Origin of the sequence: Blautia sp. MSJ-36 (genome assembly GCF_018917985.1) — a bacterium.
Taxonomy (GTDB): Bacteria; Bacillota; Clostridia; order Lachnospirales; family Lachnospiraceae; genus Blautia_A.
Map to the genome: position 1 here is coordinate 15,783 of NZ_JAHLPQ010000009.1, position 26,422 is coordinate 42,204.

Annotated in this window: 21 protein-coding genes; 2 read left to right on the forward strand and 19 right to left on the reverse strand. The window is 45.3% G+C overall.

Going from position 1 to position 26,422, the window contains the following annotated elements:
- Positions 1-88 precede the first annotated feature (88 nt).
- The 7 genes from KQI39_RS08445 to ppdK form a co-directional block, all read right to left on the reverse strand.
- The gene (locus KQI39_RS08445) at positions 89-706 is read right to left on the reverse strand and encodes an anthranilate synthase component II (protein ID WP_216417778.1); all 618 of its coding nucleotides are present in this window, start codon (positions 704-706) and stop codon (positions 89-91) included.
- 123 nt (positions 707-829) lie between these two features.
- Complete coding sequence (locus KQI39_RS08450) at positions 830-1,039, reverse strand: DUF1858 domain-containing protein (RefSeq protein ID WP_216417781.1); 210 nt, start codon at positions 1,037-1,039, stop codon at positions 830-832.
- A gap of 144 nt (positions 1,040-1,183) precedes the next feature.
- A complete protein-coding gene (locus KQI39_RS08455) occupies positions 1,184-2,545 on the reverse strand; it encodes an MATE family efflux transporter (RefSeq protein WP_216417783.1) in 1,362 nt (453 codons plus the stop codon).
- 39 nt (positions 2,546-2,584) lie between these two features.
- Positions 2,585-3,043 carry a GtrA family protein gene (locus KQI39_RS08460; RefSeq protein WP_216417785.1) on the reverse strand — a complete coding sequence of 153 codons (459 nt, stop codon included), beginning with the start codon at positions 3,041-3,043 and terminating at the stop codon, positions 2,585-2,587.
- A gap of 132 nt (positions 3,044-3,175) precedes the next feature.
- A complete protein-coding gene (gene rsmH / locus KQI39_RS08465) occupies positions 3,176-4,228 on the reverse strand; it encodes a 16S rRNA (cytosine(1402)-N(4))-methyltransferase RsmH (protein ID WP_216417787.1) in 1,053 nt (350 codons plus the stop codon).
- Between the two features lie 105 nt (positions 4,229-4,333).
- The gene (locus KQI39_RS08470) at positions 4,334-5,524 is read right to left on the reverse strand and encodes a hypothetical protein (RefSeq protein WP_216417789.1); all 1,191 of its coding nucleotides are present in this window, start codon (positions 5,522-5,524) and stop codon (positions 4,334-4,336) included.
- Positions 5,525-5,640: 116 nt separating this feature from the next.
- Positions 5,641-8,271, reverse strand: a complete 2,631-nt coding sequence (ppdK, locus tag KQI39_RS08475) for a pyruvate, phosphate dikinase (protein WP_059085207.1) — start codon at positions 8,269-8,271, stop codon at positions 5,641-5,643.
- A 271-nt stretch (positions 8,272-8,542) separates the two neighbouring features.
- Here ppdK and KQI39_RS08480 point away from each other — a divergent pair, with 271 nt between their 5' ends.
- A complete protein-coding gene (locus tag KQI39_RS08480) occupies positions 8,543-9,421 on the forward strand; it encodes an aldose 1-epimerase family protein (RefSeq protein WP_216417791.1) in 879 nt (292 codons plus the stop codon).
- Between the two features lie 89 nt (positions 9,422-9,510).
- On the opposite strand, the gene KQI39_RS08485 is transcribed toward KQI39_RS08480, so the two are convergent.
- Genes KQI39_RS08485 through KQI39_RS08500 form a run of 4 tightly spaced genes read right to left on the reverse strand, consistent with a single transcriptional unit; the run spans position 9,511 to position 14,737 of the window.
- Complete coding sequence (locus KQI39_RS08485; protein WP_092069384.1) at positions 9,511-11,691, reverse strand: alpha-galactosidase; 2,181 nt, start codon at positions 11,689-11,691, stop codon at positions 9,511-9,513.
- Between the two features lie 27 nt (positions 11,692-11,718).
- Complete coding sequence (locus tag KQI39_RS08490; protein ID WP_021651004.1) at positions 11,719-12,561, reverse strand: carbohydrate ABC transporter permease; 843 nt, start codon at positions 12,559-12,561, stop codon at positions 11,719-11,721.
- Entirely contained in the window at positions 12,561-13,439 is an 879-nt protein-coding gene (locus KQI39_RS08495; RefSeq protein WP_114001452.1) for a carbohydrate ABC transporter permease, read from the reverse strand. Before KQI39_RS08495 ends, KQI39_RS08490 begins: the two co-directional genes overlap by 1 nt.
- Before the next feature lie 2 nt (positions 13,440-13,441).
- The gene (locus KQI39_RS08500) at positions 13,442-14,737 is read right to left on the reverse strand and encodes an ABC transporter substrate-binding protein (protein ID WP_015525814.1); all 1,296 of its coding nucleotides are present in this window, start codon (positions 14,735-14,737) and stop codon (positions 13,442-13,444) included.
- A gap of 462 nt (positions 14,738-15,199) precedes the next feature.
- Between KQI39_RS08500 and KQI39_RS08505 the strand changes: the two genes are divergently transcribed.
- On the forward strand, positions 15,200-16,072 hold the full coding sequence (locus KQI39_RS08505) for an AraC family transcriptional regulator (RefSeq protein WP_022426301.1): 873 nt from the start codon (positions 15,200-15,202) through the stop codon (positions 16,070-16,072).
- 31 nt (positions 16,073-16,103) lie between these two features.
- Here the strand turns inward: KQI39_RS08505 and KQI39_RS08510 are convergent, their stop codons facing one another.
- The 8 genes from KQI39_RS08510 to KQI39_RS08545 form a co-directional block, all read right to left on the reverse strand.
- Entirely contained in the window at positions 16,104-17,498 is a 1,395-nt protein-coding gene (locus KQI39_RS08510) for a glycine--tRNA ligase (protein ID WP_015525811.1), read from the reverse strand.
- Between the two features lie 193 nt (positions 17,499-17,691).
- Positions 17,692-18,450, reverse strand: a complete 759-nt coding sequence (recO, locus tag KQI39_RS08515) for a DNA repair protein RecO (protein ID WP_216417793.1) — start codon at positions 18,448-18,450, stop codon at positions 17,692-17,694.
- A 2-nt stretch (positions 18,451-18,452) separates the two neighbouring features.
- Entirely contained in the window at positions 18,453-19,361 is a 909-nt protein-coding gene (era, locus tag KQI39_RS08520; RefSeq protein ID WP_015525809.1) for a GTPase Era, read from the reverse strand.
- Positions 19,362-19,429: 68 nt separating this feature from the next.
- Positions 19,430-22,351: an insulinase family protein gene (locus KQI39_RS08525; protein ID WP_216417795.1), complete on the reverse strand. Its 2,922-nt coding sequence runs from the start codon at positions 22,349-22,351 to the stop codon at positions 19,430-19,432.
- Positions 22,352-22,492: 141 nt separating this feature from the next.
- Positions 22,493-23,071, reverse strand: a complete 579-nt coding sequence (locus KQI39_RS08530; protein WP_216417797.1) for a DUF6553 family protein — start codon at positions 23,069-23,071, stop codon at positions 22,493-22,495.
- 57 nt (positions 23,072-23,128) lie between these two features.
- Entirely contained in the window at positions 23,129-23,722 is a 594-nt protein-coding gene (locus tag KQI39_RS08535; RefSeq protein WP_330654006.1) for a DUF5662 family protein, read from the reverse strand.
- Positions 23,673-25,598, reverse strand: coding sequence for a Type II secretory pathway, pullulanase PulA and related glycosidase (locus tag KQI39_RS08540; protein WP_216417799.1), 1,926 nt, complete (start codon positions 25,596-25,598; stop codon positions 23,673-23,675). Before KQI39_RS08540 ends, KQI39_RS08535 begins: the two co-directional genes overlap by 50 nt.
- 62 nt (positions 25,599-25,660) lie before the next feature.
- Positions 25,661-26,416 (reverse strand): exodeoxyribonuclease III, encoded by a 756-nt coding sequence (locus KQI39_RS08545; RefSeq protein WP_178004229.1) that lies wholly within the window; start codon positions 26,414-26,416, stop codon positions 25,661-25,663.
- Between the last annotated feature and the right edge of the window lie 6 nt (positions 26,417-26,422).

A 26,422-nucleotide genomic window follows, 5' to 3' on the forward strand; every position in this document is an offset into this window, starting at 1 on the left:
CAGTGAGCGGATCAGGTATCCTCACTGCACCCTGTAATATTCTTATGAGTGCAGGCGAGCTGCATTCATCTCCGGGTTATTTTTTGATCTAAGCAGTTTTCTCTTCTGCCAGTTCTTCTTCCCTCTCCTGATGAAATTCCTCTGCGATCTTACAGAAATTCTCAAGAAGCTCATGGCCATATTCCGTAAGAACAGCTTCCGGATGGAACTGTACGCCGTATAACGGCAGTGTCCTGTGGGAAATTCCCATAACAGCTCCGTCATCCGAAACTGCATCCACCTGATATTCCTCCGGGATGCTGTCTTCCCGGACAATCAGGGAATGATATCTTGTCACCTTATATTTCTCCGGCAGGCCTGCAAACACGCCGGTTCCGTGATTATGGATCTCTGTTACTTTTCCATGCATGGGGCGTACTCCCTTTTCCACTACTGCGCCTGCACAGTGGCCGATAACCTGATGGCCCAGACAGACACCAAGAATGGGGATCCTTCCCTGAAATCTTTTTACTGTATCTACACAAAGCTTCGCATCCCAGGGACGTTTCGGTCCCGGCGAAAGAATAATCCCTTCCGAATTCATCGCTTCCAGCTCGTCCAGAGTAATCTCATCGCAGCGTTTAACCAGGATATCTCTCCCCAGTTCCTGAAAATATGCCTTCAGATTGTATACAAATGAATCAAAATTGTCGATCATGACATACATGTTTTTTCCTCCATATATAAAAAAAGGGATAACGATGGCATGCCAAAAAGACATGCACAGTCGTTATCCCTTACGGTCCGTAATCTGTACGTTATAACGTTATAAGATCAGTGATAATACTGATTATTTCTGGTTCTTGGTTTCCTCATAGTGATGGATGTCTGCAAGTACTACGTTTACATCAAGTCCGTGTACCATGCATGCCTCCTCAAGAGATTCGCCGATAGAAGACGGGCAGCCGATGCAGTGCATTCCTTCCTGCATAAGAATGTATGCGATCTTCTCATCGTATGCAAGCATTTCGCCCATTGTTGTTTCCTTTGTGATTTCCATGATCTATATTCTCCCTTCTGGATCTGTAATCTTACCCGGAATCCCGGTTTCCTGGTTTTTTCCGCAGTTATAATATCATTATAACTGTATCTTCCATAATTGCAAGCCCAAATTTATTCTTTTCATTTTCTGTATTATACCCACTCAGGCAGCAGTTTCCTTTTTTCCCCTGCTCCACTTTTTCATCACATAAATATAATACGGGATCAGAGGGATCAGCGCTGCGATCCATGCGGCAGGATCCGCCAAACATACACCTGCAAAACTTGTTTTTCCTGCAACAAACATAACGATCGCACTTCTTGCCGCCAGTTCAAACACACCGCCCAGCATGGGAACCAAGCCATATCCCAGTCCCTGAAGTCCGTTTCTGTAGAGGAAGATACTTCCAAGGAACGGATATGCCCAGAATACCGTATGAAAATAAGTAACAGAAACATTAATAACATCCGTCTGGGATTTGTCAATAAATAACCAGGTCATGTACTTTCCGAAAAAGAACATAATGATCATAGTGATCACACTCCAGATCAGGATCATGATCTGGGTATATTTCATTCCTGCTTTTACACGGTCCATCTTTCCGGCGCCCCGGTTCTGTCCTACATAGGTTGCCATCGTCGCACCAAAAGCTACAAATACAGTTACAATGATATTCTGTATTTTTCCCGCAGCGGAAAATCCTGCCATATATACAGAACCGTAAATATTTACCGCACCCTGCACAATAATGGTTCCGATCGCTGTGATGGAAAACTGAAGTCCCATGGGAATACCAAGGGCCAGCAGATAACGGAAGCTGGTAAAAGAAACTTCAAAGTTTTCTTTCTTCAGATGCAGGATCGGGAACTTTTTGATAATATAGATCAGGCAGCAGACTGCGGAAATTGCCTGCGCGATAACCGTAGCATAGGCACAGCCTTCCACTCCCATCCCGATTTTTACAATAAACAGAATATCCAGGAACACATTGATCACTGCTGAAATGATCAGAAAATACAGCGGAGATCTTGAATCTCCCAGTGCTCGTAAAAACGCCGCCAGTGAATTATACGCCGCAGTTACCAGAAGGCCTGCATAAATGATTCCCATATATCCTTTTACAGATCCCATCAGATCTTCCGGCGAATTCATCAGCCGCAGGATCGGCTCATTCAGAGCCTCCAGCCCAATGGTCATCACAATGGCAAATGCTGCTGCCAGATAAATGGACATGGCCACATAATGGCGCATCTTATCATATTGTTTTGCACCAAACCACTGGGATACCAGAATGGCAAAACCACTACTCAGCCCGTTAAGCCATCCGGTAACAAAAAACATCAGCGAACCGGTACTTCCGATGGCTGCCAGCGCATCCACTCCCAGAAACTGTCCCGCAACAATGGAATCCGCAATGTTGTAAAACTGCTGGAAAACATTTCCCAGGCACATGGGGATCATAAACCGGATGATCAGGCTCACCGGATTTCCCACAGTCATATCATTGGTCTTATCTTTTGCCATTTTTTAACTCAACTCCTTTCTCGTAAATATAAACATTTTTTATTTTTTAAAAACAATTAATTTACTGATTATATAATTCAATACGATCACAACCACCTGAGCGATCAGCTTCACTGCCATGCTGTTAAATCCAAGCCAGGTAATGAATACTGCAAGGATCGCTTCTTCCACAACCAGAGTAAAGAGTCTTCCTCCGAAAAACGAAGCCATCTGCTTTAAAAATCCGGCTGCCGAATCTACCTGTCCGTCGAATACCCAGGTTCTGTTTGTAAAATACTGAAACAATACACAGACTACCCAGCAGATCACATTGGCGATCAGCGCATTTATTCCGAGCATGCCATCCAGCCATGCATACAGTGCTATGTTCAGAAAAAATGTGATCCCGCCAAAGAACAGATACATCAGAACTTCCTTATGTTTTTTATAAAAAGGTTCAAATATGTTCAATACAGGAAGATGCATCAGTCTGTCAAAAATGTCTTTCTTTTCCTCCATATTCCAATTCCTTTCTTCTCATCCGTACAAACTTATATACCATAGCAAAAAATATCCTGGATGTCAACGCATTCCAGGATATTTCTGTTTCTGTGTTTGTATCTGCATCAGAACTGCTTTTTTGCTCTTTACTTAAGCTTTCACAGCCCAGCGCATCTTGGTGGATCTGGCACGTCCGTTCTGGGCACATTCCTGTGCGGAAGGCCGGATCACATCTTTGGAATAATCGGAATAGATGCCTTCTTTGTAACCCTGTTTTAAGGCTTTCTTTACCAGCTTGTCTTCTCCGGAATGGAAGGTAAGGATTGCCACACGTCCGCCTGGTTTCAGGGCTCCGGGGAGTTTTTCCATAAAATCATAAAGAACTTCGAATTCCCGGTTCACATCAATACGCAGTGCCTGGAAGACTCTCTGGCATGTTTTTTTGACCGTGTCTTTTTTCTCTTTTTCCGGAAGGAAATCCAGAGTCTTTTCGATCACTTCCCGAAGTTTCGTGGTGGTATCTATGCGGTTGCCCTTACGAATCTCATCGGTGATGGCTTTGGCGATCTCCTCACAGTACGGCTCATCGGAATTCTCATCCAGCATTCCGGCAAGTTCTTCTCTGGAAATGGTATCCAGACGCTCCGCCGCACTGATTCCTGCCTCCTGATTCAGTCTTAAGTCCAGAGGTCCGTCCACTTTAAAGGAAAAACCTCTCTTTGGATTGTCAATCTGCATGGAAGATACGCCGAGATCCGCCAGGATAAAATCAAATCCCCCGATTTCTTTCGCGATCTCATCAATGGTACAGAAATTCTGGAGTTTAATTGTCAGGATATCTTCCCCGAAACCCTGCTCTGCCAGACGTTTTCTGGTCTTGGCGGATTCTTCCGGGTCCACATCTGTCGCATACATATGACCCTGGCCTTTCAGACATTCCAGCATGGCTCTGGTATGTCCACCATATCCAAGTGTGGCATCAAATCCAACCTGCCCCGGTTTGATCTCCAGAAAATCAATGATCTCTTTCACCATAATGGAAATATGCATTCCCGCCGGTGTATTCCCCTTGCTGATCACATGTTCAATGGTATCTTTATACTTCTCAGGCTGAAGCTCTTTATATTTCTCCTCGAATTTCTTCGGATATTTTCCTTTATATCGTACCCGCCTCTTATGCGGTGTCTGTGATTCCTGATTCATAAAATTCTCCTTATCCTCTGGCATGATCTGCCCTGTTTCTTTCATGATACCATGAATCCCTTTTTTCGTAAACTGCTGGAATCACCGCAGACGGAAAACTTCCAGCTATGCGGCAGAAAATCTCTCTGTATAATACTTCTCCAGATACTCATAAAAATGATCTCTGTCTATATGATATTCCTCCGGGACGTCAAAGAGGAGTTTTTCCAGCATCTCATCCATAATCCCTCTGGCTTCTTCCAGACTCATCCCTGCGTTCAGATGTTTTCCCAGATACATGTTGGAAATATAATCATAGATCGGGTAATATTTTTCCGGGTTCTCCGCTGTCTTTTCATCGTAGTAATCGTGGTACTGCTCATCCATCAACGTCAGGATCGTGGTTGCATAGTTGTCATCCTGATTATATTCATCCAGCTGTTTTGCGTAATATCCCAGACTGTGATTCACATAATCATCCAGAGAATAATTGTCCATACATTCGATCATTATTTTATGAGCATTGCTCTGCATCTGATAGGCAATATCCTTTTCCTCATAATCAAAAAGGCTGACCGCAAACAGGGAATTGATTGCCTCCGCATTGGGAACATCATAATAATTCAGTCCCGCAAACTGAATGTATACTTTGTTTCCGTCTTCATCTGTATAATGGCTGTCCCGCAGACAATGACTCAGTTCATGGAAGATCACCTGATAATCCCAGGTTCCTTCTTCGTATTCTTTATCTTTCAGCACATAAATCTTATTCTCTGATTTCACGTAACATCCGCAGGAATAAACATCCCAGCTGACTTTTAACAGTTCATCCTCTGTACATTCCACAACTTCCAGGCTCTGAAGATTCTGATAAAAAGGACGAAGTTCCACATCCGGATATTTTTCAAACACACATTTGCAGTATTCTTCCATAAGTGGTTTGAATTTATCCGGGATTTTCGGATTCTGCCTGATCACCTCCTCAAAATCCTGAAGGCTTTTTTTCTCAAAGGAAATGGCCTTTTCAATATAATCCATGTCGTAAATATACAACCGGTGAGTCATATCTCTGTGATCCAAATACGTATCCAGCTCAAACGCTTTCTTCTCTTCTTCCTCTGAAACTTCTTCGTTCTCCGCAGCTGGCTCATCTTCAGAATCTATCCCCGCAGAATCTGCCCCGGAATTGGCGGATGCATGAAAATCTTTTTCAAATTCTTTTACTGCCTGTCTGGTTCTGATCACGGAAGGCACGATAACTATTCCTGCCAGGATACACAGAATCATTCCTGTGATAATAAAAATTTTCTTTTTCATGGTTCTTTCCCCTGTATAAAAAAAGCTCCTGACAATCTGTATTTCTACAGACTGCCAGAAGCTTTCTATGCTTGATCAGGCTGAAGTTTCAGCCTTGAAGCAATATGAAGTTCTGCTTAGGCGTTCTTCTTAGCGATTGCTGCCTGTGCTGCTGCAAGACGAGCGATCGGTACACGGAACGGTGAGCAGGATACATAGTCAAGTCCGATCTCGTTGCAGAACTCTACGGAAGACGGATCTCCGCCGTGCTCACCGCAGATACCTACGTGAAGTTTCGGGTTAACCGGTTTTCCAAGCTGGATTGCCATCTTCATAAGTTTACCAACGCCAACCTGATCAAGTTTAGCGAATGGATCGTTCTCGAAGATCTTAGCATCATAGTATGCGTTAAGGAACTTACCAGCATCATCACGGGAGAATCCGTATGTCATCTGTGTAAGGTCGTTTGTACCGAAGCAGAAGAAGTCAGCCTCTTTAGCGATATCATCAGCTGTAAGAGCTGCTCTCGGGATCTCGATCATAGTACCAACCTCGTACTCAAGGTCAGAACCAGCTGCTTTGATCTCAGCGTCTGCTGTCTCTACAACGAATTTCTTAACATATTTAAGCTCTTTGATGTCACCAACAAGCGGAATCATGATCTCCGGTTTGATGTTCCAATCCGGATGATTCTTCTTAACGTTGATAGCTGCGCGGATAACAGCGCTTGTCTGCATCTTAGCAATCTCTGGATAAGTAACAGCAAGACGGCATCCACGATGTCCCATCATCGGGTTGAACTCGTGAAGGGAAGCGATGATTGTCTTGATCTGCTCTACAGTCTTGCCCTGAGCATCAGCCAGTTTCTTGATGTCCTCTTCCTCTGTAGGAACGAACTCATGAAGTGGCGGATCAAGGAAACGGATTGTTACAGGATTTCCTTCAAGTGCCTCATAGAGTTTCTCGAAGTCTCCCTGCTGCTCCGGAAGGATCTTAGCAAGTGCTGCTTCTCTCTCCTCTACTGTCTCAGAGCAGATCATCTCACGGAATGCATCGATTCTGTTGCCCTCGAAGAACATATGCTCTGTACGGCAAAGACCGATTCCCTCTGCACCAAGCTCACGAGCTTTCTTAGCATCAGCAGGAGTATCAGCGTTTGTACGAACTTTCATTGTTCTGTACTTGTCAGCCCATCCCATGATACGTCCGAACTCACCAGCGATCTTAGCATCTACAGTCGGGATAAGTCCGTCATAGATGTTACCTGTTGTACCATCAATGGAGATTGCATCTCCTTCATGGAACTCTTTACCAGCAAGTGTGAATTTCTTGTTCTCCTCATCCATAGCGATATCGCCGCATCCGGATACACAGCAGGATCCCATACCACGAGCAACTACAGCTGCGTGAGATGTCATACCACCACGAACTGTCAGGATACCCTGAGCAGCTTTCATACCTGTGATATCCTCTGGGGATGTCTCAAGACGAACAAGAACAACTTTCTCTCCTCTTGCAGCCCACTCAACAGCGTCCTCTGCAGAGAATACGATCTTACCGCAAGCAGCTCCTGGAGAAGCACCAAGACCTTTACCCATCGGTGTAGCAGCTTTAAGAGCAGCTGCATCGAACTGCGGATGAAGAAGTGTATCAAGGTTACGAGGATCGATCATTGCAACAGCCTCTTCCTCAGTTCTCATTCCCTCATCAACGAGGTCACAAGCGATCTTAAGAGCAGCCTGTGCAGTTCTCTTACCATTACGTGTCTGAAGCATATACAGTTTACCATGCTCTACAGTAAACTCCATATCCTGCATGTCTCTGTAATGTTTCTCAAGAGTCTCGCAAACCTGTTTGAACTGTACGAATGCTTCCGGGAACTTCTGCTCCATCTCGGAGATGTGCATAGGTGTACGAACACCAGCAACTACGTCCTCGCCCTGTGCATTGGTAAGGAACTCACCGAACAGACCGTTAGCACCTGTAGCAGGGTCACGTGTGAAGGCAACACCTGTACCACAGTCATCACCCATGTTACCGAATGCCATCATCTGTACGTTAACAGCTGTACCCCAGGAATATGGGATATCGTTGTCACGACGATATACGTTCGCACGTGGGTTGTCCCAGGAACGGAATACGGCTTTGATCGCACCTACCAGCTGCTCCTTCGGATCAGTTGGGAAATCAGAACCGATTTTAGATTTATACTCAGCTTTGAACTGGTCAGCAAGCTCATGCAGGTCAGCAGCTGTAAGCTCAACGTCCTGCTTAACACCTCTCTTAGCTTTCATCTCATCGATGAGCTCCTCGAAGTATTTCTTACCAACTTCCATAACTACGTCAGAGTACATCTGGATGAATCTTCTGTAGCAGTCCCAAGCCCAACGCTCATTGCCGGATTTCTCAGCAAGAGTGTTAACAACTTCTTCATTTAAACCAAGGTTGAGGATTGTGTCCATCATACCTGGCATAGATGCTCTCGCACCAGAACGAACGGATACAAGCAGAGGATTTTCTTTGTCACCGAATTTCTTACCGGTAACTCCTTCCATCTTGGTAATTGCTTCCATGATCTGAGCCATGATCTCATCGTTGATGGATCTGCCATCCTCGTAGTACTGTGTGCAGGCCTCTGTTGTGATTGTGAAGCCCTGCGGTACAGGAAGACCGAGGTTTGTCATCTCAGCAAGGTTGGCACCTTTGCCGCCCAGAAGATTTCTCATAGTAGCATTACCTTCTGTAAACATGTAAACCCATTTTGCCATTTTACATTTTCCTCCTAATTATTGTTCTTTAAAACATAAAAAATGTATGTTTTCTACGCACATAATTATTTTATAGATTTATCCTTCATTAGTCAAGGTTATTCTTCCAAAAAACAGCAATTTCTCTTGTGAAATATGACAGATTTTCCAGTTATATTTTTCACAGATTGTATTTTTCTCGTTATCATCTGAAAAATGTGCTAAAATAGAAAAAAACATGCAGCAATTCCAAGGTAATATTACCCGAATGCTGTCATACAGGAGGTTTATCATGACACGAACGATTGAAAACAGCTTTCTTAAGATTTCCGTTTCCGATCACGGTGCTGAACTCACCGGCATCTATGACAAGACTAATGACAGGGAGATCCTCTGGCAGGCAGATCCGGCTTACTGGAAACGCCATGCGCCTGTACTTTTTCCCAACGTGGGACGTAACTACAAAGATATCTGGCGTCTGAACGGAAAGGAATATCCTTCCAAACAGCACGGTTTTGCAAGAGACAGCGAATTTATCTGCACGGATATCACAGATACTTCCCTGACTTTTGTCCTGAAATCCTCGGAAGAAACCTTAAAAGTCTATCCCTTTGCTTTTGCCCTGAAGATCACTTATACTCTGAAAGAGCATGATCTGGACGTCTGCTGGGAAGTTGTAAATAAAGATTCTGAGACTATGTATTTTACCATCGGCGGCCATCCGGCATTCCGTGTTCCGGTACGTGAAGGCGAATCCCAGAGTGATTACCGTCTTGCTTTTGAAGGCCTGGACACTCTTACCTATCTCCTTATCGATACGTCTGTAGGAACAGTCCTTGCTGACGAACCACATACACTTTCCCTTGAAAACGGAACCTGTTCCATTGCTCCTCATATGTTTGATAAAGACGCTCTTGTTTTTGATAACGGCCAGATCCAAAAGGCCGGTATCCTCTTCCCGGACGGAACTCCATATCTGACACTTACCAGTGAGGGCTTCCCGAATTTCGGTATCTGGTCCGTACCCGGTGCTCCCTTCGTATGCCTGGAGCCGTGGATGGGACGCTGTGATGACTGTGGTTTTGAAAAGCCTCTTTCCGAAAAAGCAAATATCAATGTGCTGAAACCGGATGAGGAATTTATCAAGAGCTATCAGATCACCGTACACTGAGCTATGATAAAAAAGATCCGCCATACATCGGCTTTTTCAGCTGTCTGTATGACGGATCCTTTTATTTATCTTACTGTCTCAATACGCTCTTATTCTCTCACAAAATGATACTGATAAGCTCTGTACTCCCCAAACTCTGCAGGAAGCGGCATTCCACCATGCATCAGAGCAGCTCCGGAATAGATCCTGCCGGTAGTCTGTTCCTTATAAAGTGCACTCTCATCAAGGCCGCGAAGCTGCACATAATTCACAGTCATATTTCCATGGATCTCCTCCATGACAACATTGAGCAGAACTTCTTCCTGAGAATTTCCAACGATCTCCCATGCACAGACCTCACTCTTAAACGGATCTGTCAGGCGATAGTACCGTCCGTTCTGGATCAGTGGTGCATATTTACGGAATTCCCCGATCTGGCTGCGGACCTCGTCTTTTTCTTCCTCAGTCAACTTCAGAAGATCCAGCTCGTAGCCGAAGGTTCCGGACATTGCAACCACACCTCTGGTATGTAACGGGGTGATCCTTCCTGTCTGATGGTTCGGCACTGCAGACACATGTGCTCCCATAGCCGATACCGGATATCCGAAGGAAGTGCCATACTGGATCCGAAGCCTGTCAATAGCATCAGAGTTGTCGCTGCACCAGATCTGCGGTGTGTAATACAGCATGCCTGCGTCAAATCTTCCACCACCGCCGCTGCAGCCCTCGATCAGAAGATCCGGATAACGGTTCACCATACGGTCCAGAAAATCGTACAATCCCAGGACATAATCATACATTACACGTCCCTGTTCCTTTGTCATTACGGAAAATACATCCATCAGGCTTCGATTCATGTCCCATTTAACGTACTCAATATTGGCATTATCCAATACCGCACTGATCTGTCCGAAGATTCCGTCTACAACTTCTTTTCTGGAAAAATCAAGTACCAGCTGATTTCTGGATCTCACTGGTTTTCTTCCCGGAATCGTAAGTGCCCAGTCCGGATGCTCACGGTAAAGATCACTGTCCTCAGAGATCATCTCAGGCTCGATCCAGATACCGAATTTCACTCCGAGGTCATTGACTCTTTTTACCAGTCCGCCGAGAGTCTCTCCAAGCTTCTTCTCATTGACATACCAGTCCCCAAGACCACTGTTGTCATCGTCACGTTTTCCAAACCAGCCGTCATCCAGAACCAGCATATCGATACCAAGGCTCCTTGCCTCTTTTGCCAGATTATATAAAGTCTCCCCTGTAAAATCAAAATATGCTGCCTCCCAGCTGTTTACCAGCACCGGACGGACCTCTGTCTTATATTTACCACGGCAGATATGATGACGGATGCAGCTGTGCAGATTCTGGGAAAGACGGTTCATTCCCTGATCTGTATAGCTTAAGATCACCTCAGGTGCATAGAAGGTCTCCCCGGCTTCCAGCGGATACCGGAAGCACTCCTCCTGTACACCAAGGAGCATTCTTGTCTGATTGTACTGATCTTTAAGAACCTCACCCTGAAAATTTCCACTGTATACAAAGGACATAGCATAGCAGCCTCCATGATCCTCTGTTGTGTCCTTCTCTGCCAGGATCATCATCGGATTATACTGATGGCTGGATGTGCCACGGACACTGCCGATCATCTGACTTCCATGAGCCACCGGTACTCTCTGCAGATTCCGCTCCATGGCATGTCTTCCGTAAAAAGTAAGCAGGTCATAATCTCCGTAAAGAAAATCCAGTTCTGCGGACATCACCTTGTTCACATAGATCTTCTCACTGCTCTGATTGCGGATATAGACGCTTCTTGTAATGATATCCAGCTCCGGAAGTACACCGTAAAGAAGCATGGCCTCCACGCCGGTAGCCGGATCCTCCAGTACGATCTCCAGAGTCTGTGCCTCATCATTATCCGCATAAACAGCCGGAAGCCCCGGAAGGCTGTATTTGCCGTCACGGATAGTATAGTTCTTGTAACGCATATCACAGCTCATGCTTCCGTCACCGTTTTCCAGCATCAGTGATGCACTGCGGAAATCTCCGTTTCCGTAGCAGGAAAGCTCCTGTGGAAGAGAGTCCATGGAATAGGTTCTGTCTGTTCCCGCATCATAGGGATTTCCGGAAAATCCTCTGTCATAGTAGGTCAGAAGATAATCCATGCAGCCTTCTGCCTTTTTACCATAATAGAGATGAAGAAGAAATCCGTACTGATCCACCTGCATCTGATATGTAGTTTCTTTTGTCTGCAGGGTAAACGTTCTGTCTTTCTCGCAGTAGATGATTCCCATATGTGAATCCTCCTTTTTCTTGTGTTTTTATTTTACGGCACCGTTTACAACACCATTTAAAATGTGCTTCTGGCAGATCAGATAAAACAGAAGGATCGGAAGCAGTGCCAGCAGATAAGAGGCAAACGCAAGGTTATAGTTTGTTCCGAACTGAGTCTGGAAATTCAGCTGTGCCAGGGGCAATGTGGTTCCACCCGTAGATCCGGACATGATAACCAGTGGAGTCATAACATCATTCCAGGTTCCAAGTGCTGTCAGAACTGCCACTGTGGCATGCATCGGCTTCATGATCGGAAAGATGATCTTCCAATATGTTTTCCAGGTGCTGGCTCCATCCACACAGGCAGCCTCCTCAAGGGCCATTGGAATGTTTGTCAGATATCCGGAATAAAGAAGCACGTTCATAGGCATATAAAATACCGTATAAAGAATGATCACACCGACTTTGTTATCAAGGCCCATCTCAGCAGTCTGCTTTACAAGCGGCATCATCAGGATAGCAAACGGAACAAACATACCGCTCACTACATAGAGATAGATAAATTTATAAAATTTACTTCTCTTGTTTCTGGCTATAGCATAACCTAAAAGTGAATGAATTACAATAGCAAGAACCACTGTGATCACAGTGATCAATACACTGTTTCCAAGAGAATGCCAGAAGTCTGTTACCTCCATAGCTTCCCTGAAATTGGCAAGACTGAATTTCTCTGGCAGAGACAGGATCCCGGCTACACTGTTGGTCATCTCTGTCGGCTGCTTGAATGCGATCACAATTGTCATATAAAGCGGAAATACCACTGTGATAAGGCCAAGGATCAGAAGGATCGTTATCGGCCAGTTCGCTTTTTCTCTTACTTTCGTTTTCATTACAGCTGCTCCTCCTTTTTCCCTGTGATAGTCAACTGCATTGCAGAAATGATCACGATCACAATAAAGAATATAACCGCATTGGCACTCTGGAATCCAAACTGACCGCCACTCATACCATTGTTATAGATCAGATAGGAAATGGATTCCGTACTCTGTGCAGGACCACCCTTTGTCAAAGCCATGATCTGATCAAATACCATCAGGAAGTTTTTCACACAGAGAACCATGTTGATGCTGAAAAACGGAACGATCAGCGGGAATGTCAGGTAACGGAACTTGCTGAATCCGGTAGCACCATCAATAGCGCCTGCTTCGTATACATCCTCCGGCACTGTCTGAAGACCGGAAATGTAGATGATCGTATTCATTGCAATGGACTGCCATGCACACACGATCACGATGGCAACCCATGCCAGGCTCGTACTGGAAAGCATGCTGGAAGACAATGTTTTATTTCCGATCATCTTTCCGAATGCAGGCAGGATATATGTAAAGAAATAATTGAAAATATATCCTACGACCAGTGCGCCAAGTACATTAGGAATAAAATAAGCTCCACGCAGTGCACTCTTGAAACGGATCTTGCTGTTCAGTCCAAGTGCCAGGATCAGGCTGAGTACATTCGTTACGATAGTTGCCACGATGGCCAGCTTAAAGGTAAACAGATAGGAACCGCCAACACGGCTGTCTGTAAAAAGATCCTTATAGTTTCGAAGTCCTACCCAGTCATAGCTTCCATAGCCTTTAAAGTTCGTAAAGCTGTAGATCACACCCTTGATCAGAGGCAGTGTGTTAAAGCAGAAAAATAATGCCACGATTGGAATGGTGATCAGAAGAAAGGTCAGCTTTCTTCCACTCATAGATTTTTTTCCCATGATCAGTTCTCTCCTTCCCCGTTCTTCTCCTCATAGTCCTGTACTTTACGGATAATGTCACGGTTATATCTTGTCCAGTCTGTATCAAATTTTTTCAGGAATGCATCTTTATCCTTTTTCATCAGGAAGGTCTGGATCTGTGCATCCACAGCCATCTCTGTAGGATAATAATGATCCTGGTAGTCGGCCATCCTTCCCTCTTCTATGTATTCCTTCATACCATCCAGCGTAGATGGAAGTGTGAAATCACCCTCTTTACAGGGAACTGCCTTCTGGTCATCCAGATATGTCTGTATATTCTCATCCTCAAGAAGGAAATCCAGCACTTCATATGCAGCTTCCTTATTCTCACAGTCATCCATCACACAGAACTGAAGGTCAACTCCGGAATTCAGTTTGTTTTCTGACGGATCATTGCTTGCCGGTGTTACAAAAGAATCAATATCCATATCCGGATTTACACTCTGGATCTGCGGGATCGCATAGCTTCCGATGGGATACATGGCAGCCTCCCCTTTTGCAAAAGCGGTGCAGGCTCCATTGTAATCATAGGCAAAGGGATCATCCGGTCCATACTGGATAAGCTCCAGCATACGGTCTGCTACTTCCTTATACTCTTTTGCAAAAGTAGTGTTTCCCTGGTTTACCTGGCGGCATACATCGGCTGGTGCAAGATCTACCGCAATAGAATTCCACGGTGCAAGACAGGTCCAGGTATCTTTAAATCCGAAATAAAGCGGCTGGATACCTGCATCCTGAATTTCCTGGCAAAGGCTCATAAATTCATCCCATGTAGTCGGGATCTGCCAGCCATGCTCCTTGAAAAGCTCACGATTGTAAAGGATTCCGGCGGCATTGGCCACGTAAGGAACCGCATAGACTCCGTCTTCCGGAACGAATTCCAGCGCTTTATCAATTTCTTTATATGCATCTTTGATCGAATCCAGTCCCTGATAATCGGAAATATCCATCAGCATATCAGAATCAATAAAATTGGAAAAGTTAACATCGCCTCCGATTCCAATGATATCCGGATTATCCTCACGGATAAATCTTGTCTTCAATACAGTCATAGCATCGTTTGGTGATTCGATGGTAAGATGGATATCATCATGAGTGGCATTGAATTTTTCTTCCAGTTTTTCAAATGCCTTAACCGCTTCCGGTTTATACTGCACAAGTTCGATCTCTGTCTTTCCACTGTCCTTTTTACCTGTGCCGCATCCGCTCAATGTAACGGAAGCTGCCATGGTAAAGGCAAGTCCCATACAGAGGATCCATTTACTTCTGTTGCGCATCTTGTAATGCTCCTTCCTTTTCCTTTTATTTGATAAGTTGGATATCACCCATTTAACTGATATGGCTATCCGGGTTCTCCAATACTTATTCTTTGGTTTCTTTTTTTCTGAAAGCTATTTTAACATAGCTTTATGCTTGCATAAATAGCAGTGTTTTTCTTGTTTTATATCAAAATGCAATTTTTCTCTGTCTTCATTAAAGTCCTCTAGCATTTTGATATATTTTACACCTATATCACTACTTTTATCTAAAATTAGTATATTCCAGATTTATCGAAAATCAATAAGTTTCTCGAGAAACTTAATTTTATCACAAAGTTTTATCGATTATCCTTCTCTTTTTTGTATATTTTACAGGCTGTTTTTGTAATTGCATTTTTATACATATGTTGAAGTTCCCTGCTGTTTTAATATATAATGTTACTGAAACCAGACAAAATCATACGCCTAAAGGATAAAAATATGAATGACCTTCTCTTCTCCGTTTTTCCAAATGAAAACTTTGTTGATATCGGACTATACCAATATGGCTGGGAGCACTGCGCTCCGGCACATTCATTCGGCCCGGCAGCACGAAACCATTATATTTTTCATTATGTGATCTCCGGTACAGGAACTCTGATGGCAGACAATTCCGCAGGAGAGACCATCACCTATCAGGTAAAAAGCGGCCAGGGTTTCATGCTTTTTCCCGGTCAGATCAACACCTACATTGCAGATACCGACTTTCCATGGGAGTACACCTGGGTGGAATTTGACGGGCTCCGGGCAAAAGAGATCGTGGAAACTGCAGGTTTAAGTCCGGACCATCCGGTCTATCACAGCCACTCTGCAGATCTCCGTCAGAAAATGATGGAGGAAATGCTTTATATCAGCCATAATTCCCAGGAATCACCCTTTCATCTTATCGGACATACCTGGCTTTTTCTGGATTACTTTATGCGCTCTACTGAAACTGTCCGCATGAAACAGGATGGAAGTATCCGTGATTTTTATATCAAGGAGGCGCTCTCTTTTATTGAACAGAATTTCCAGAATGATATTTCCATTGAGGATATCGCAGCCTGCTGCGGCCTGAACCGAAGCTACTTCGGTAAGATCTTCCACGACACCATCGGACGTTCTCCCCAGGAATTCCTGATCAGCTATCGCATGACCAAAGCTGCAGAACTTCTTAAGATCACAGCCCTGTCTATCGCAGATATCGGAAATGCAGTCGGATATCCCAATCAGCTGCATTTTTCCCGGGCTTTCAAAAATGTATACGGAATGTCGCCAAGAAACTGGCGAATGAAAAACAGACTTATTGAAAAAAAGCCTCCGGCCAGAAAATAGCCGGAGGTTTTTTATTAAAAAATGTATTTACTTAAAATGTAAATTTATCAGCAAAGTATGCATCAAGCTCATCGATCTTCACACGTACCTGCTCCATAGTGTCACGGTCACGGACTGTAACTGCACCGTCATTCTCAGACTCGAAGTCATAAGTGATACAGAACGGAGTACCGATCTCATCCTGTCTGCGGTAACGTTTACCGATATTTCCACGGTCATCGTACTCACAGTTGTACTTCTTGGAAAGCTGCTGATAGATCTTCTCAGCACCCTCGTTAAGCTTCTTGGAAAGCGGAAGCACACCGATCTTAACCGGTGCAAGCACCGGATGGAAATGAAGGACTGTACGGACATCGTTCTTCTCTGCATCCAGAACTTCCTCATCGTAAGCGCTGCAGAGGAAAGCAAGTACCATACGGTCTGCTCCAAGTGACGGCTCGATAACGTATGGGATATATTTCTGTTTCTTCTCATCGTCAAAGTATGTGAGATCCTGACCGGATACATTCTGATGCTGTGTCAGGTCATAATCTGTTCTGTCAGCGATTCCCCAGAGCTCACCCCATCCGAATGGGAAAAGGAATTCCACATCTGTGGTAGCCTTGCTGTAGAAGCTCAGCTCTTCCTTATCATGGTCACGGTAACGAACCTCATCATCCTTAAGTCCGAGAGCACTGAGCCAGTCAAGGCAGAACTTCTTCCAGTATGCAAACCACTCAAGATCTGTATCCGGCTCACAGAAGAACTCAAGCTCCATCTGCTCGAACTCACGGGTACGGAATGTGAAGTTACCTGGTGTGATCTCGTTACGGAAGGATTTACCGATCTGGCCGATACCAAACGGGATCTTTTTACGGGATGTTCTCTGTACGTTCTTGAAGTTTACGAAAATACCCTGTGCTGTCTCAGGTCTTAAATATACAGTATTCTTGGCATCCTCGGTAACACCCTGGAATGTCTTGAACATCAGGTTGAACTGACGGATATCTGTGAAGTTGTGCTTACCACAGCTCGGACATCCTACCTCGTGCTCTTTGATGAAGTCCATCATCTTCTCCTGGGACCATGCATCTACGCTTCCCTCAATGGCAATGTCATGCTCTGCACAAAAGTCCTCAATGAGCTTATCTGCACGGAAACGCTCGTGGCACTCTTTACAGTCCATAAGAGGATCAGAAAATCCGCCAAGATGTCCGGAAGCGATCCATGTCTGCGGGTTCATAAGGATCGCACAGTCAACACCTACATTGTACGGAGACTCCTGAATGAATTTCTGCCACCATGCACGTTTTACGTTATTTTTAAGCTCTACACCGAGATTTCCATAATCCCATGTGTTTGCCAGGCCGCCGTAGATCTCGGAACCCGGGTAAACAAATCCTCTGGCTTTTGCAAGAGCTACGATCTTTTCCATTGTCTTTTCCATGATTTCTCTCCTCTTGACTTGCAGCTGTTCCGCCAAATGCGTCCGGAAAGCTCCGGAAAAAGCTGCTTTTTTACATTTTTGGTCTTATTATACTAGTATCCTCATGATTTTTCAAGGATATTTCCATTTGCATTGCTTCCTGTCCTGCTTTTGAAAAATAAATCGTTACGGTTATTCCGCAGCCGGCAGTGATCTATCTCATCAATTCCAGGATCTCCAGACTTTTAAACCGCTTGTCTGTATTCAGCTCCGTATACCGGTAAATGTGGCGTTCCAGTTCCCGCAGCACATCATCCCGCACTGTAAACGTATACAGCTTTGCCAGGGGGGACACGGCTATGTAGCGCATGGCATACAGGGCTGCCTCTGAGATCCGTTTCCGGTCCATGGCCATCCTGCTGCAGTCCGCACACAGGATCCCGTGCTCATCCTGGGAGAAAAAAAGCTCTCCATTTTCTTCTTCCGTAAGCTCTCTCCCGCAGTCTGCACACTGAAACAGCTGCGGCATCACGCCCTGGATCACCATGGTCCGCAGTTCATAGATACAGCGCACCAGCCGGTCTTCAATATGGGGATTCAAAATGGCTTTGATGGTCACATAGAGAAGATTCATCATCTCCTTCTCGTCTGTTCCCTCTTTACCAAAATAATCCGCCAGTTCCAGGAAATAATATCCGTAGTAAACTCCCGGCTGCTGGGTGGCCAGTTCCACAAAATGATGCTGTACGCTGACCTGGTTGAGATTATAACTTGTCCTTCCCTCATAAAGGGTAAAACTTCCGAATACAAACGGATTGGCTGCTGCCATAAACGGACTGTTCTGCCGCCTTGCTCCCTTGGCAAAGGCGGAAATCTTTCCCCTCTCTCTTGTGAGAAGGACGATCCGCTTGTCATAGTCGCCTACCGGCATGGCAGAAAGCACCACTCCCTGTACGGTAATCAGATCACTCATTTTCAGATTTCTTTCTTATCATATCCAAAGTTCTTGATCAGGAAATCACTGTCTCTCCAGTTCTTAGTCACCTTGACCCAGAGCTTTAGGTTTACCTTTGCTTCCAGCATACGCTCCAGCTCATAGCGGGCATTGCTTCCGATCTTTTTCAGCATGGCACCCTGTTTTCCGATGATGATGCCTTTGTGGGAATTACGCTCGCAGATGATGGTCGCATCAATATCTATGATGTTGCTTCTTCCCGGACGTTTCTTCATCCGGTCGATGGCAACGGCGATTCCGTGAGGGATCTCCTCATCCAGTGCATGCAGAGCCTTCTCACGGATGATCTCTGCGGCGATCTGGCGCTGAGGCTGGTCGGTAACTGTATCCTCATCATAGAACATCGGTCCGTACGGAAGATATTTGAAAATACTTGGAATGATATCCTGTGTGTTTTTTCCGCGGAGGGCAGAGCAGGGAATGATCTCTGCAAAATCACAGATCTTACGGTAGGTATCGATTGCAGGAAGAAGCTCTTCTTTTTTTACCGTATCGATCTTGTTGATGATGAGAATCACAGGAACTCCAACCTTCTGTAGCTGCTCGGCAATGTGGCGCTCTCCCGCACCTACGAATGTGGACGGCTCCACCAGCCACATAATGGCATCTACTTCCTTCAGGGTTCTCTCCGCAACCTGTACCATGTATTCTCCAAGCTTGTTTTTTGCCTTGTGGATACCTGGTGTGTCCAAAAATACGATCTGTCCCTCATCACAGGTATATACGGTCTGTATCTTGTTTCTGGTTGTCTGTGGCTTGTTTGATGTGATGGCGATCTTCTGTCCGATAAGATGATTCATCAGCGTGGATTTTCCAACATTCGGTCTTCCGATGATCGCAACAAAGCCTGATCTAAAATTATTATCCATTCTTTATCCTCTCATAATCCTTTCACAGCCTGCTATCCCATTTAACGGACAGCAGGCTTTGTTTCTCATCAGCCGATCAGTGGCTTCACTTCCATGAATACATCTTCCGCCTTCTCTATTGCAGTCTCACTTCCTACTACGCAGATCTGATCATCGGAAAGTATTGCTTCTACAAGAGCTGCCAATTTCTGGATATCCTCCTTCTGCGCTCCGAGGATCTGATTTCTTTCCTTCTGGAGCATATCCTCTGTAACATTGGAGAAATATGCGGTTTTTGAGATACTTCCCTGCATCTGCGGAGTTCTCGGCACATCCTTGTTGCTGATCGTTCCGATGATATATTTTGTCATCTCACGCTCGTCTGCCTCAAAGGCACGGATATAATCCGGCACTCCCTGGTATACTTCCAGGGTTCTCTTTAGATGGGGATCACGGTAGGATACCAGGAAGCTCTCTCCGTTTCTCTTAAAGCCGCTCATGCAGCCATACGCTCCACCCTTTACACGAAGGTTGATCCAGAGATAATCGTAGCTTAAGATCACTTTCAGGATCTCCAGTGCACCGGTATACTCCAGGCCTTTTTTGCGGAAGTTTCCGTTCTGTGCCACATACTGGACCTGGCCGGAGGTCTTGAAGGCTTCGTTTTTCTTTATGCAGGGGGCCTGCTTCACAGACTCCGGCTTCTGTCCGTTAAACAGGACTTTTTTGATCCCGGCAGCCTGTGCTTTCACTACGTCCAGAGATTCTCTTTCTCCGGTATAGCTTACACAGAAATTCTCCGGACGAAGAACCTCCTCCATCACTTTGCGGAGATTTTTTACGATCTCGTCCTTGCAGCTGTCAAAATCTTTTTCCAGTTTTTCGATAAACTGATAATATCCGATCCCTGCCATCTCATCCTGGAAGGCAGCCATCGGGGATGCATAGGAAGCACCGCGGAGAACGGCTGTGGAATGGCCTGCACTTGCAAGGCTGGCCTGGGCTCTGGATTTCACTCTGGCAATGATCTCATAGAGACGTTTGGTGTCTGTAAGTTTGGAAATTGTAAGAACTTCACGGATCATGGAGAACATGAAATCCATCTCCGGATACAAAGCTTTGCCTCTTACAGCAAACATGGCACGGAACGCATCGGTATCCTGCGCATCATCAAAAACTTCGATTCCATAGGAAATGCCGCCGGTTCTTGCATTCACCTCATTGAACAGTTCACCATAACTGTAGTTTTCTGTATCCACTGCTCCAAGCACAAATTTTAAAAGTCCCAGATAATGGACAGTATTTACATCAAAGTCATGGATCTCAAAAAGAAGATCTGCATAACCGATTCCATTGGTGCATACATCATGATACAGAAACAGGCTGTCATCTACGTAATGTTCCTCATTTGTCAGTCCTGTGATCTCTTTTTTGATATCTTCTCTGGAAAGCATCGGGATACAGGTCAGTGCTTCCGGATCTTCCTCGGATTCCTGATAAGCTTCCAGGGCTTTTGTATTCTCTACCATCCGGGTAAGCTCTTCATCAGAAAGGCTCTTTCTGTAATTCTCCAGTTTTTCTTCCAGTTCTTTGTCTCTCTTAGCAGCAAGGCCTTTCTCCGGTACCAGGGAAAGGATCGCGCCATGGGTATTATCCAGAAGATATTTACGGATCAGATCCTCAAAATATCCCTCTTCCAGAGCTTTTTTGAGGAACTCAAATCCCTCAAGAAGCTGTACTTCACAGAACGGCTTTGTATCGTCATAAAGCCAGCTGCTTAAAATATCCAGGCCATACATCAGTCCCTTCGGATAGGAAGAGAAATCTGCCTCACGGAAACGGAATTCGTAGTAGTTGATTCCGGCTGTTACTGCCTTCTTGTCGATACCTTCCTCCATGATCTTTGTGAGGGTGTCACGGATCACTTTTACAAATTCCTCTTTCTGGCTTAAGTTGGCTCCCTTTGCCACAATGGAGAAATAGGTCTGTTTGATTCCATCCTCAAAGGAGCCATAGATATCCTTGCCGATCTTTGCATCCAGAAGTGCCTGTTTCAGCGGTGCACCCGGTGCGCTTAAAAGTGCGTAATCCAGGACTTCGAAAGCAAGACTTAAGTTGATATCTGCTGCCTCGCCCACAACCATATTGTAGGAAAGATAGGTATTATCCTCTTCTCCTTCGTCCTCTGATACCGGATAATTTTTCTGGATATCTTTTACCTGGGCAAAAGCTTCCTGATCCCGGATCTCGGAATCAATGGCAAGGGAATCAAAGGCAGACAGATAATGGCTGTCAATAAACTCCAGTTTCTCCTCCATATCCATGTTTCCATAGAGATAGATAAAACTGTTGGACGGATGATAGTACTGTCTGTGGAAATCCAGGAATTCCTCGTAACTGAGATCCGGGATATTTACAGGATCTCCGCCGGACTCACAGCCATAGGTTGTATCCGGGAACAGCGAATTCATGATCTCTCTCTCCAGAACATCATCCGGTGAGGAAAAAGCACCCTTCATTTCATTGTAAACGACACCGTTGTATTTCAGCGGACCTTCTTTTTTCTCCAGATGGTAGTTCCAGCCTTCCTGACGGAAGATCTCTTCTTTTTTGTAAATATTCGGATAGAATACCGCATCCAGATATACATGCATCAGATTCTGGAAATCCCGGTCATTACAGCTTGCTACCGGGTAGCAGGTCTTATCCGGATAGGTCATGGCATTAAGGAATGTATTAAGAGATCCTTTTACCAGCTCCACAAAAGGATCCTTCAGCGGAAATTCCCTGGAGCCGCACAGTACGCTGTGTTCCAGAATATGAGCAACACCTGTGCTGTTTTTGGGCGGTGTGCGGAATGCAATATTAAAAACCTTATTCTCATCACTGTTCTCGATGAGCATCACTCTGGCTCCTGTTTTTTTGTGTCTCAGAAGCCATCCTTTTGAATGAATATCCTGAAGATCTTCTTCCTTCAGGACTTCATATGCGTTCAGATGATTGGGATTCATAAAATAGTAACCTCCTGAATGTTTCTCTTCACACCCGACATGGATCTTCGTTGAAAAAATCTCAGAATATTTTATCGGATGCATGGCAACAAAAGGCTGCCTGAGTATTCAGACAGCCTGAAACGGAAAGCTCATTGCCTCCTAAATGTTTCCTTCGTTGGGATAATACTGCCTGTAGATCTCTCTGGCAGCTCTTGTGATGATTCCAAGCTCAGCTTCCATTCCAAGATTAGCCGGAAGCTCCACAGCTGTTTCCCTGATGTCTCTCTGGACCTTGGCCTTCGCACTGTCCTCCTTGATGTGGATCAGTCCGAAAATCGTTGTGTTATAGGATTTATCTGTCTGACAGAGATCCATGTAGACCAGAACCAGATGACAGCATTCCCGGTAAAGAAGCTCCTCATAAAGGCCGCCCCTTTCCTGGAGCTCCTGAAATTTCAGCTTCTTAAGATACTTACCTATCTCTTTCTTCGCACTTCTTGTGCCAAAGAATCTGGAAGCGGAATTCCGGTTAAACTCCATGGTCATCCAGAGTCCGAGATAACCGTCTGCCCTGGTATCACCAGTCTCGGATTTATCGCTGTAACGGATATCCCAGAGTTCCTTACGGATCTTATTTTCTTCCGGTTCTTCTCCTGCTGCAATGGACTGCTCCAGAAGCTTCAGACGCTCCATGGGATCTTTCTCTCTATAGTATTTCGCAATTGTTGGTGTATCCATTCATTCTTCCTCCTGATATCTGAATATTATATCAGACAACCTGCCAAAAATACACCCCTATCTGTGATTTCGAAGCTTTTTCCCAGAGCTTTTCACTTTTTTTCCGCGGTTATCACATAGATATACATTGCGGATATACCACAGGGTCTTATCCTCTCCGTATTTATCCAGGATCCGGAGAAGTCCCTCCAGCTCTTTCTTTGTCTGTGGGTGGATAAACCACAGCTTCTCCTTGCTTTTCAGAAAATACTGTAATGGTTCATGATAGGTATATTCCTCTCCCAGATAGTTTCTGGAAGCACTGATCCGGTCCATGACCATTTCCGCCACATATTTTCTGGGCATTCTGGCTCCCATGATCACATGCTCACCGTCAAGGGAATAGTCTACCCAATGTTCAAAATGGTGCCGGTTTCTTCCCTTATGGTGCAGCCAGGACATGGATACGCCGGTTGCCTCACGTTCTGCGTTGTTGGGACTTCTTGTTCCCTGATAATATTTACAGCCTACCAGAAATTCCGTCGGGGAATATTTGGACAGGTCATGAAGTAACCCCTGCTTATATAACCCGATACGAAAACAATATTTCATCACCAGAAGCTTATGCCTCGTGATGGTCCTGAAGTGCAGCCACGGGTGCCATGATCGCATCTTTATCCGCCTCCTGTCTGCCCAGCAATACCACAATGGCGCGGGGGCCTATTTCGATTGATTTTTTATATTCTTCTTCCTCCTCCAGACAGAATCCTGTTCCGTGAAGAGAGGTATCTGCGATTTTTTTCCAGCACATGCCTTCCGGGAGATTGGGCAGAGCAAGGCTCCGGTTTTCCCAGTGGAAATTATAGCCGATGTAAATAAAATCATCCTCTGCAGCTTCCAGATCCTCTTTTTCCCTTGCATAGGCTCCGTAGTACATCATACCGAGAAGCCTGCTGGTATTCTCATAGCTCAGATACCAGGCACGTTCCCCGTGAAGAGACACGTCCGGGAACCCCTTGGTCAGATAATCTACCCCTTTCAGTTCCACCGGCATATGAAGAACGGGATGGGCTTTACGAAAAGCAATGGCATCCTTTATGAATTCCCTCAGTCCCTGGTTTCTGGAAAGGCCCTTCCAGTCTGTCCAGCCGGTAGCATTATCCTGACAGTAGGCATTATTGTTTCCACTCTGGGAATTGCCGAATTCATCGCCGTGATAGATCATGGGCACACCCTGACTCAACAGCATCATCAGAAAGGCATTTTTAATCTGGCGCTCCCTCATCTGACGGACGGAAACCTTACGGGTAGGGCCTTCCACACCACAGTTCCAGGAATAATTATAGCTGCTTCCGTCCTGATTGCCCTCGCCATTGGCCTCGTTATGTTTATAATTGTAACTCACCAAGTCATTCATGGTAAATCCGTCCTGGCACACCATGTAATTGATTACTCCATGATTCTCGCTGTTATGACGGATATGCCATGCTGCAGCCTCCACCATACCTTCATCGCTTTTCAGGAAACGGCGCATATCCTGGAGAAAATTCATATTGCTCTCTGCTCCGCAACGTCTGGCCGGAAGCTTTCCTCTGTAAAAATGATCAAAATCAAAGCCCTGGAAGATCAGTTTTGCTCCGGAAAGGATTCCATCCCGAAGAAGCATCTCCCGGTTAAAGCCCTCTCCCAGCACATGAAATCCATCTACATGGTAAAAATCTCTCCAGAACTGCAGGGCCCGAAGAGCCATCAGGCTGTCTGTTTCCTCCGGAAAATAGAATTCCATGATACAGGCAATGCCGTTCCTGTGCAGCTCCCGGATCAGATACCGAAATTCCTGCTCCGGTTCTCTGGTACTGCAGTAAGCACTCTTCGGGCTGAAATAAAAGCCGGAAGCATAGCCCCAGTAATTCACTACATTTTCCTTTCGGCGGGTCTTGATGTGTTCACTGCCTTCCTTCGGTTTACTGATCGGAACCTCACAGAATTCATAGGCAGGCATCAGTTCAATGGCATTGATCCCCAGCTCTTTCCAGTAAGGGATCATCTCTGTCAGGCCAAGGAAAGTTCCCTTATGGGAAACCATCTTTCTGGCAAGCTTCGTATAACCACGGACATGAAGCTTGTACAGGATCATATTTTCGTATTCTACTGCCGGCGCAGTTTCATTTTCCCAGCCGGAAACATTCTCATTAAGGAAGCGGCAGCGAACCTCCTTTTCCGGATCGTAAGGTACTCCGAAATGTTCTCTCCCGTGAAGTCCGTATGCATACGGATCCTGCACGATCTCACCGTCTATTTTATAATTATATTCAAAATCCTTCAGAGAAGCACTGCACAGTTTCAGTGCCCACACACGTCCTGTATGGAAATCCTTCGGAAAAACGATCTCCACCGGTGCGGCAGCTCCTCTTTTTTTATATAAAAGCAGGGACACTTCGGAATCTTCCGATGCCTCCACTGCAAAATTATAACCGCCCTCCAATTTATTGGCTCCAAGTATCAGCGGCTGACCTTTTTCCACTCGACCTAATCTGCGGCTTGCCAAGGCAACTCCTCCTTTTCTCTTTTTATTATTGAAATCCATGGAAATCCGTTTCACCAGATCCGTCACAGATCAATATCCAGCTCAACCGGGCAATGATCGGATCCCATGATCTCTCCGTGGATCTTCGCATCCTGAAGCTTTTCTTTCAGAGAGGGGGAAACAAGGAAATAGTCGATACGCCAGCCGGCGTTCTTCTCTCGTGCACGGAAACGGTAGGACCACCAGGAGTAAACACCCTCTTTATCCGGATAAAAATAGCGGAATGTATCAATAAAGCCACTCTCAAGAGCTCTGGTAAAGCAGGCTCTCTCTTCATCCGTAAAGCCTGCATTTTTGCGGTTGGTCTTCGGGTTCTTGAGATCGATCTCCTGATGTGCCACATTAAGGTCGCCACAGCAGATCACCGGTTTCTTCTCCTGCAGTTTCAGGAGATAAGCCAGAAAATCCTCTTCCCATTTCATACGGTATTCCAGACGGCGGAGCTCGCTCTGGGAGTTGGGAGTATATACAGTCACAAAATAATACTCTTCAAATTCCAGCGTGATGACACGTCCTTCTTTGTCATGCTCCTCTATCCCGATCCCGTAAGCCGCAGACAACGGCTCCCTCTTCGTAAAAATGGCTGTACCTGAATAGCCTCTGCGATTTGCGTAGTTCCAGTACTGATGATATCCGGGAAGCTCCAGCTTCACCTGTCCCTGCTGGCATTTCGTCTCCTGCAGACAGAAAATATCCGCATCCAGCTCATGAAAGCGTTCCTCAAAGCCCTTGGTGATACAGGCCCGGATCCCATTTACATTCCAGGAAATAAATTTCATATTTTT

What these genes read in the sequence shown, in the direction of transcription:
- KQI39_RS08445 (WP_216417778.1), bottom strand. Translation starts at nt 706, where the DNA reads ATGTATGTCATGATCGACAATTTTGATTCATTTGTATACAATCTGAAG.
- KQI39_RS08450 (WP_216417781.1), bottom strand. Translation starts at nt 1,039, where the DNA reads ATGGAAATCACAAAGGAAACAACAATGGGCGAAATGCTTGCATACGAT.
- KQI39_RS08455 (WP_216417783.1), bottom strand. Translation starts at nt 2,545, where the DNA reads ATGGCAAAAGATAAGACCAATGATATGACTGTGGGAAATCCGGTGAGC.
- KQI39_RS08460 (WP_216417785.1), bottom strand. Translation starts at nt 3,043, where the DNA reads ATGGAGGAAAAGAAAGACATTTTTGACAGACTGATGCATCTTCCTGTA.
- rsmH (WP_216417787.1), bottom strand. Translation starts at nt 4,228, where the DNA reads ATGAATCAGGAATCACAGACACCGCATAAGAGGCGGGTACGATATAAA.
- KQI39_RS08470 (WP_216417789.1), bottom strand. Translation starts at nt 5,524, where the DNA reads ATGAAAAAGAAAATTTTTATTATCACAGGAATGATTCTGTGTATCCTG.
- ppdK (WP_059085207.1), bottom strand. Translation starts at nt 8,271, where the DNA reads ATGGCAAAATGGGTTTACATGTTTACAGAAGGTAATGCTACTATGAGA.
- KQI39_RS08480 (WP_216417791.1), top strand. Translation starts at nt 8,543, where the DNA reads ATGACACGAACGATTGAAAACAGCTTTCTTAAGATTTCCGTTTCCGAT.
- KQI39_RS08485 (WP_092069384.1), bottom strand. Translation starts at nt 11,691, where the DNA reads ATGGGAATCATCTACTGCGAGAAAGACAGAACGTTTACCCTGCAGACA.
- KQI39_RS08490 (WP_021651004.1), bottom strand. Translation starts at nt 12,561, where the DNA reads ATGAAAACGAAAGTAAGAGAAAAAGCGAACTGGCCGATAACGATCCTT.
- KQI39_RS08495 (WP_114001452.1), bottom strand. Translation starts at nt 13,439, where the DNA reads ATGGGAAAAAAATCTATGAGTGGAAGAAAGCTGACCTTTCTTCTGATC.
- KQI39_RS08500 (WP_015525814.1), bottom strand. Translation starts at nt 14,737, where the DNA reads ATGCGCAACAGAAGTAAATGGATCCTCTGTATGGGACTTGCCTTTACC.
- KQI39_RS08505 (WP_022426301.1), top strand. Translation starts at nt 15,200, where the DNA reads ATGAATGACCTTCTCTTCTCCGTTTTTCCAAATGAAAACTTTGTTGAT.
- KQI39_RS08510 (WP_015525811.1), bottom strand. Translation starts at nt 17,498, where the DNA reads ATGGAAAAGACAATGGAAAAGATCGTAGCTCTTGCAAAAGCCAGAGGA.
- recO (WP_216417793.1), bottom strand. Translation starts at nt 18,450, where the DNA reads ATGAGTGATCTGATTACCGTACAGGGAGTGGTGCTTTCTGCCATGCCG.
- era (WP_015525809.1), bottom strand. Translation starts at nt 19,361, where the DNA reads ATGGATAATAATTTTAGATCAGGCTTTGTTGCGATCATCGGAAGACCG.
- KQI39_RS08525 (WP_216417795.1), bottom strand. Translation starts at nt 22,351, where the DNA reads ATGAATCCCAATCATCTGAACGCATATGAAGTCCTGAAGGAAGAAGAT.
- KQI39_RS08530 (WP_216417797.1), bottom strand. Translation starts at nt 23,071, where the DNA reads ATGGATACACCAACAATTGCGAAATACTATAGAGAGAAAGATCCCATG.
- KQI39_RS08535 (WP_330654006.1), bottom strand. Translation starts at nt 23,722, where the DNA reads ATGCGATCATGGCACCCGTGGCTGCACTTCAGGACCATCACGAGGCAT.
- KQI39_RS08545 (WP_178004229.1), bottom strand. Translation starts at nt 26,416, where the DNA reads ATGAAATTTATTTCCTGGAATGTAAATGGGATCCGGGCCTGTATCACC.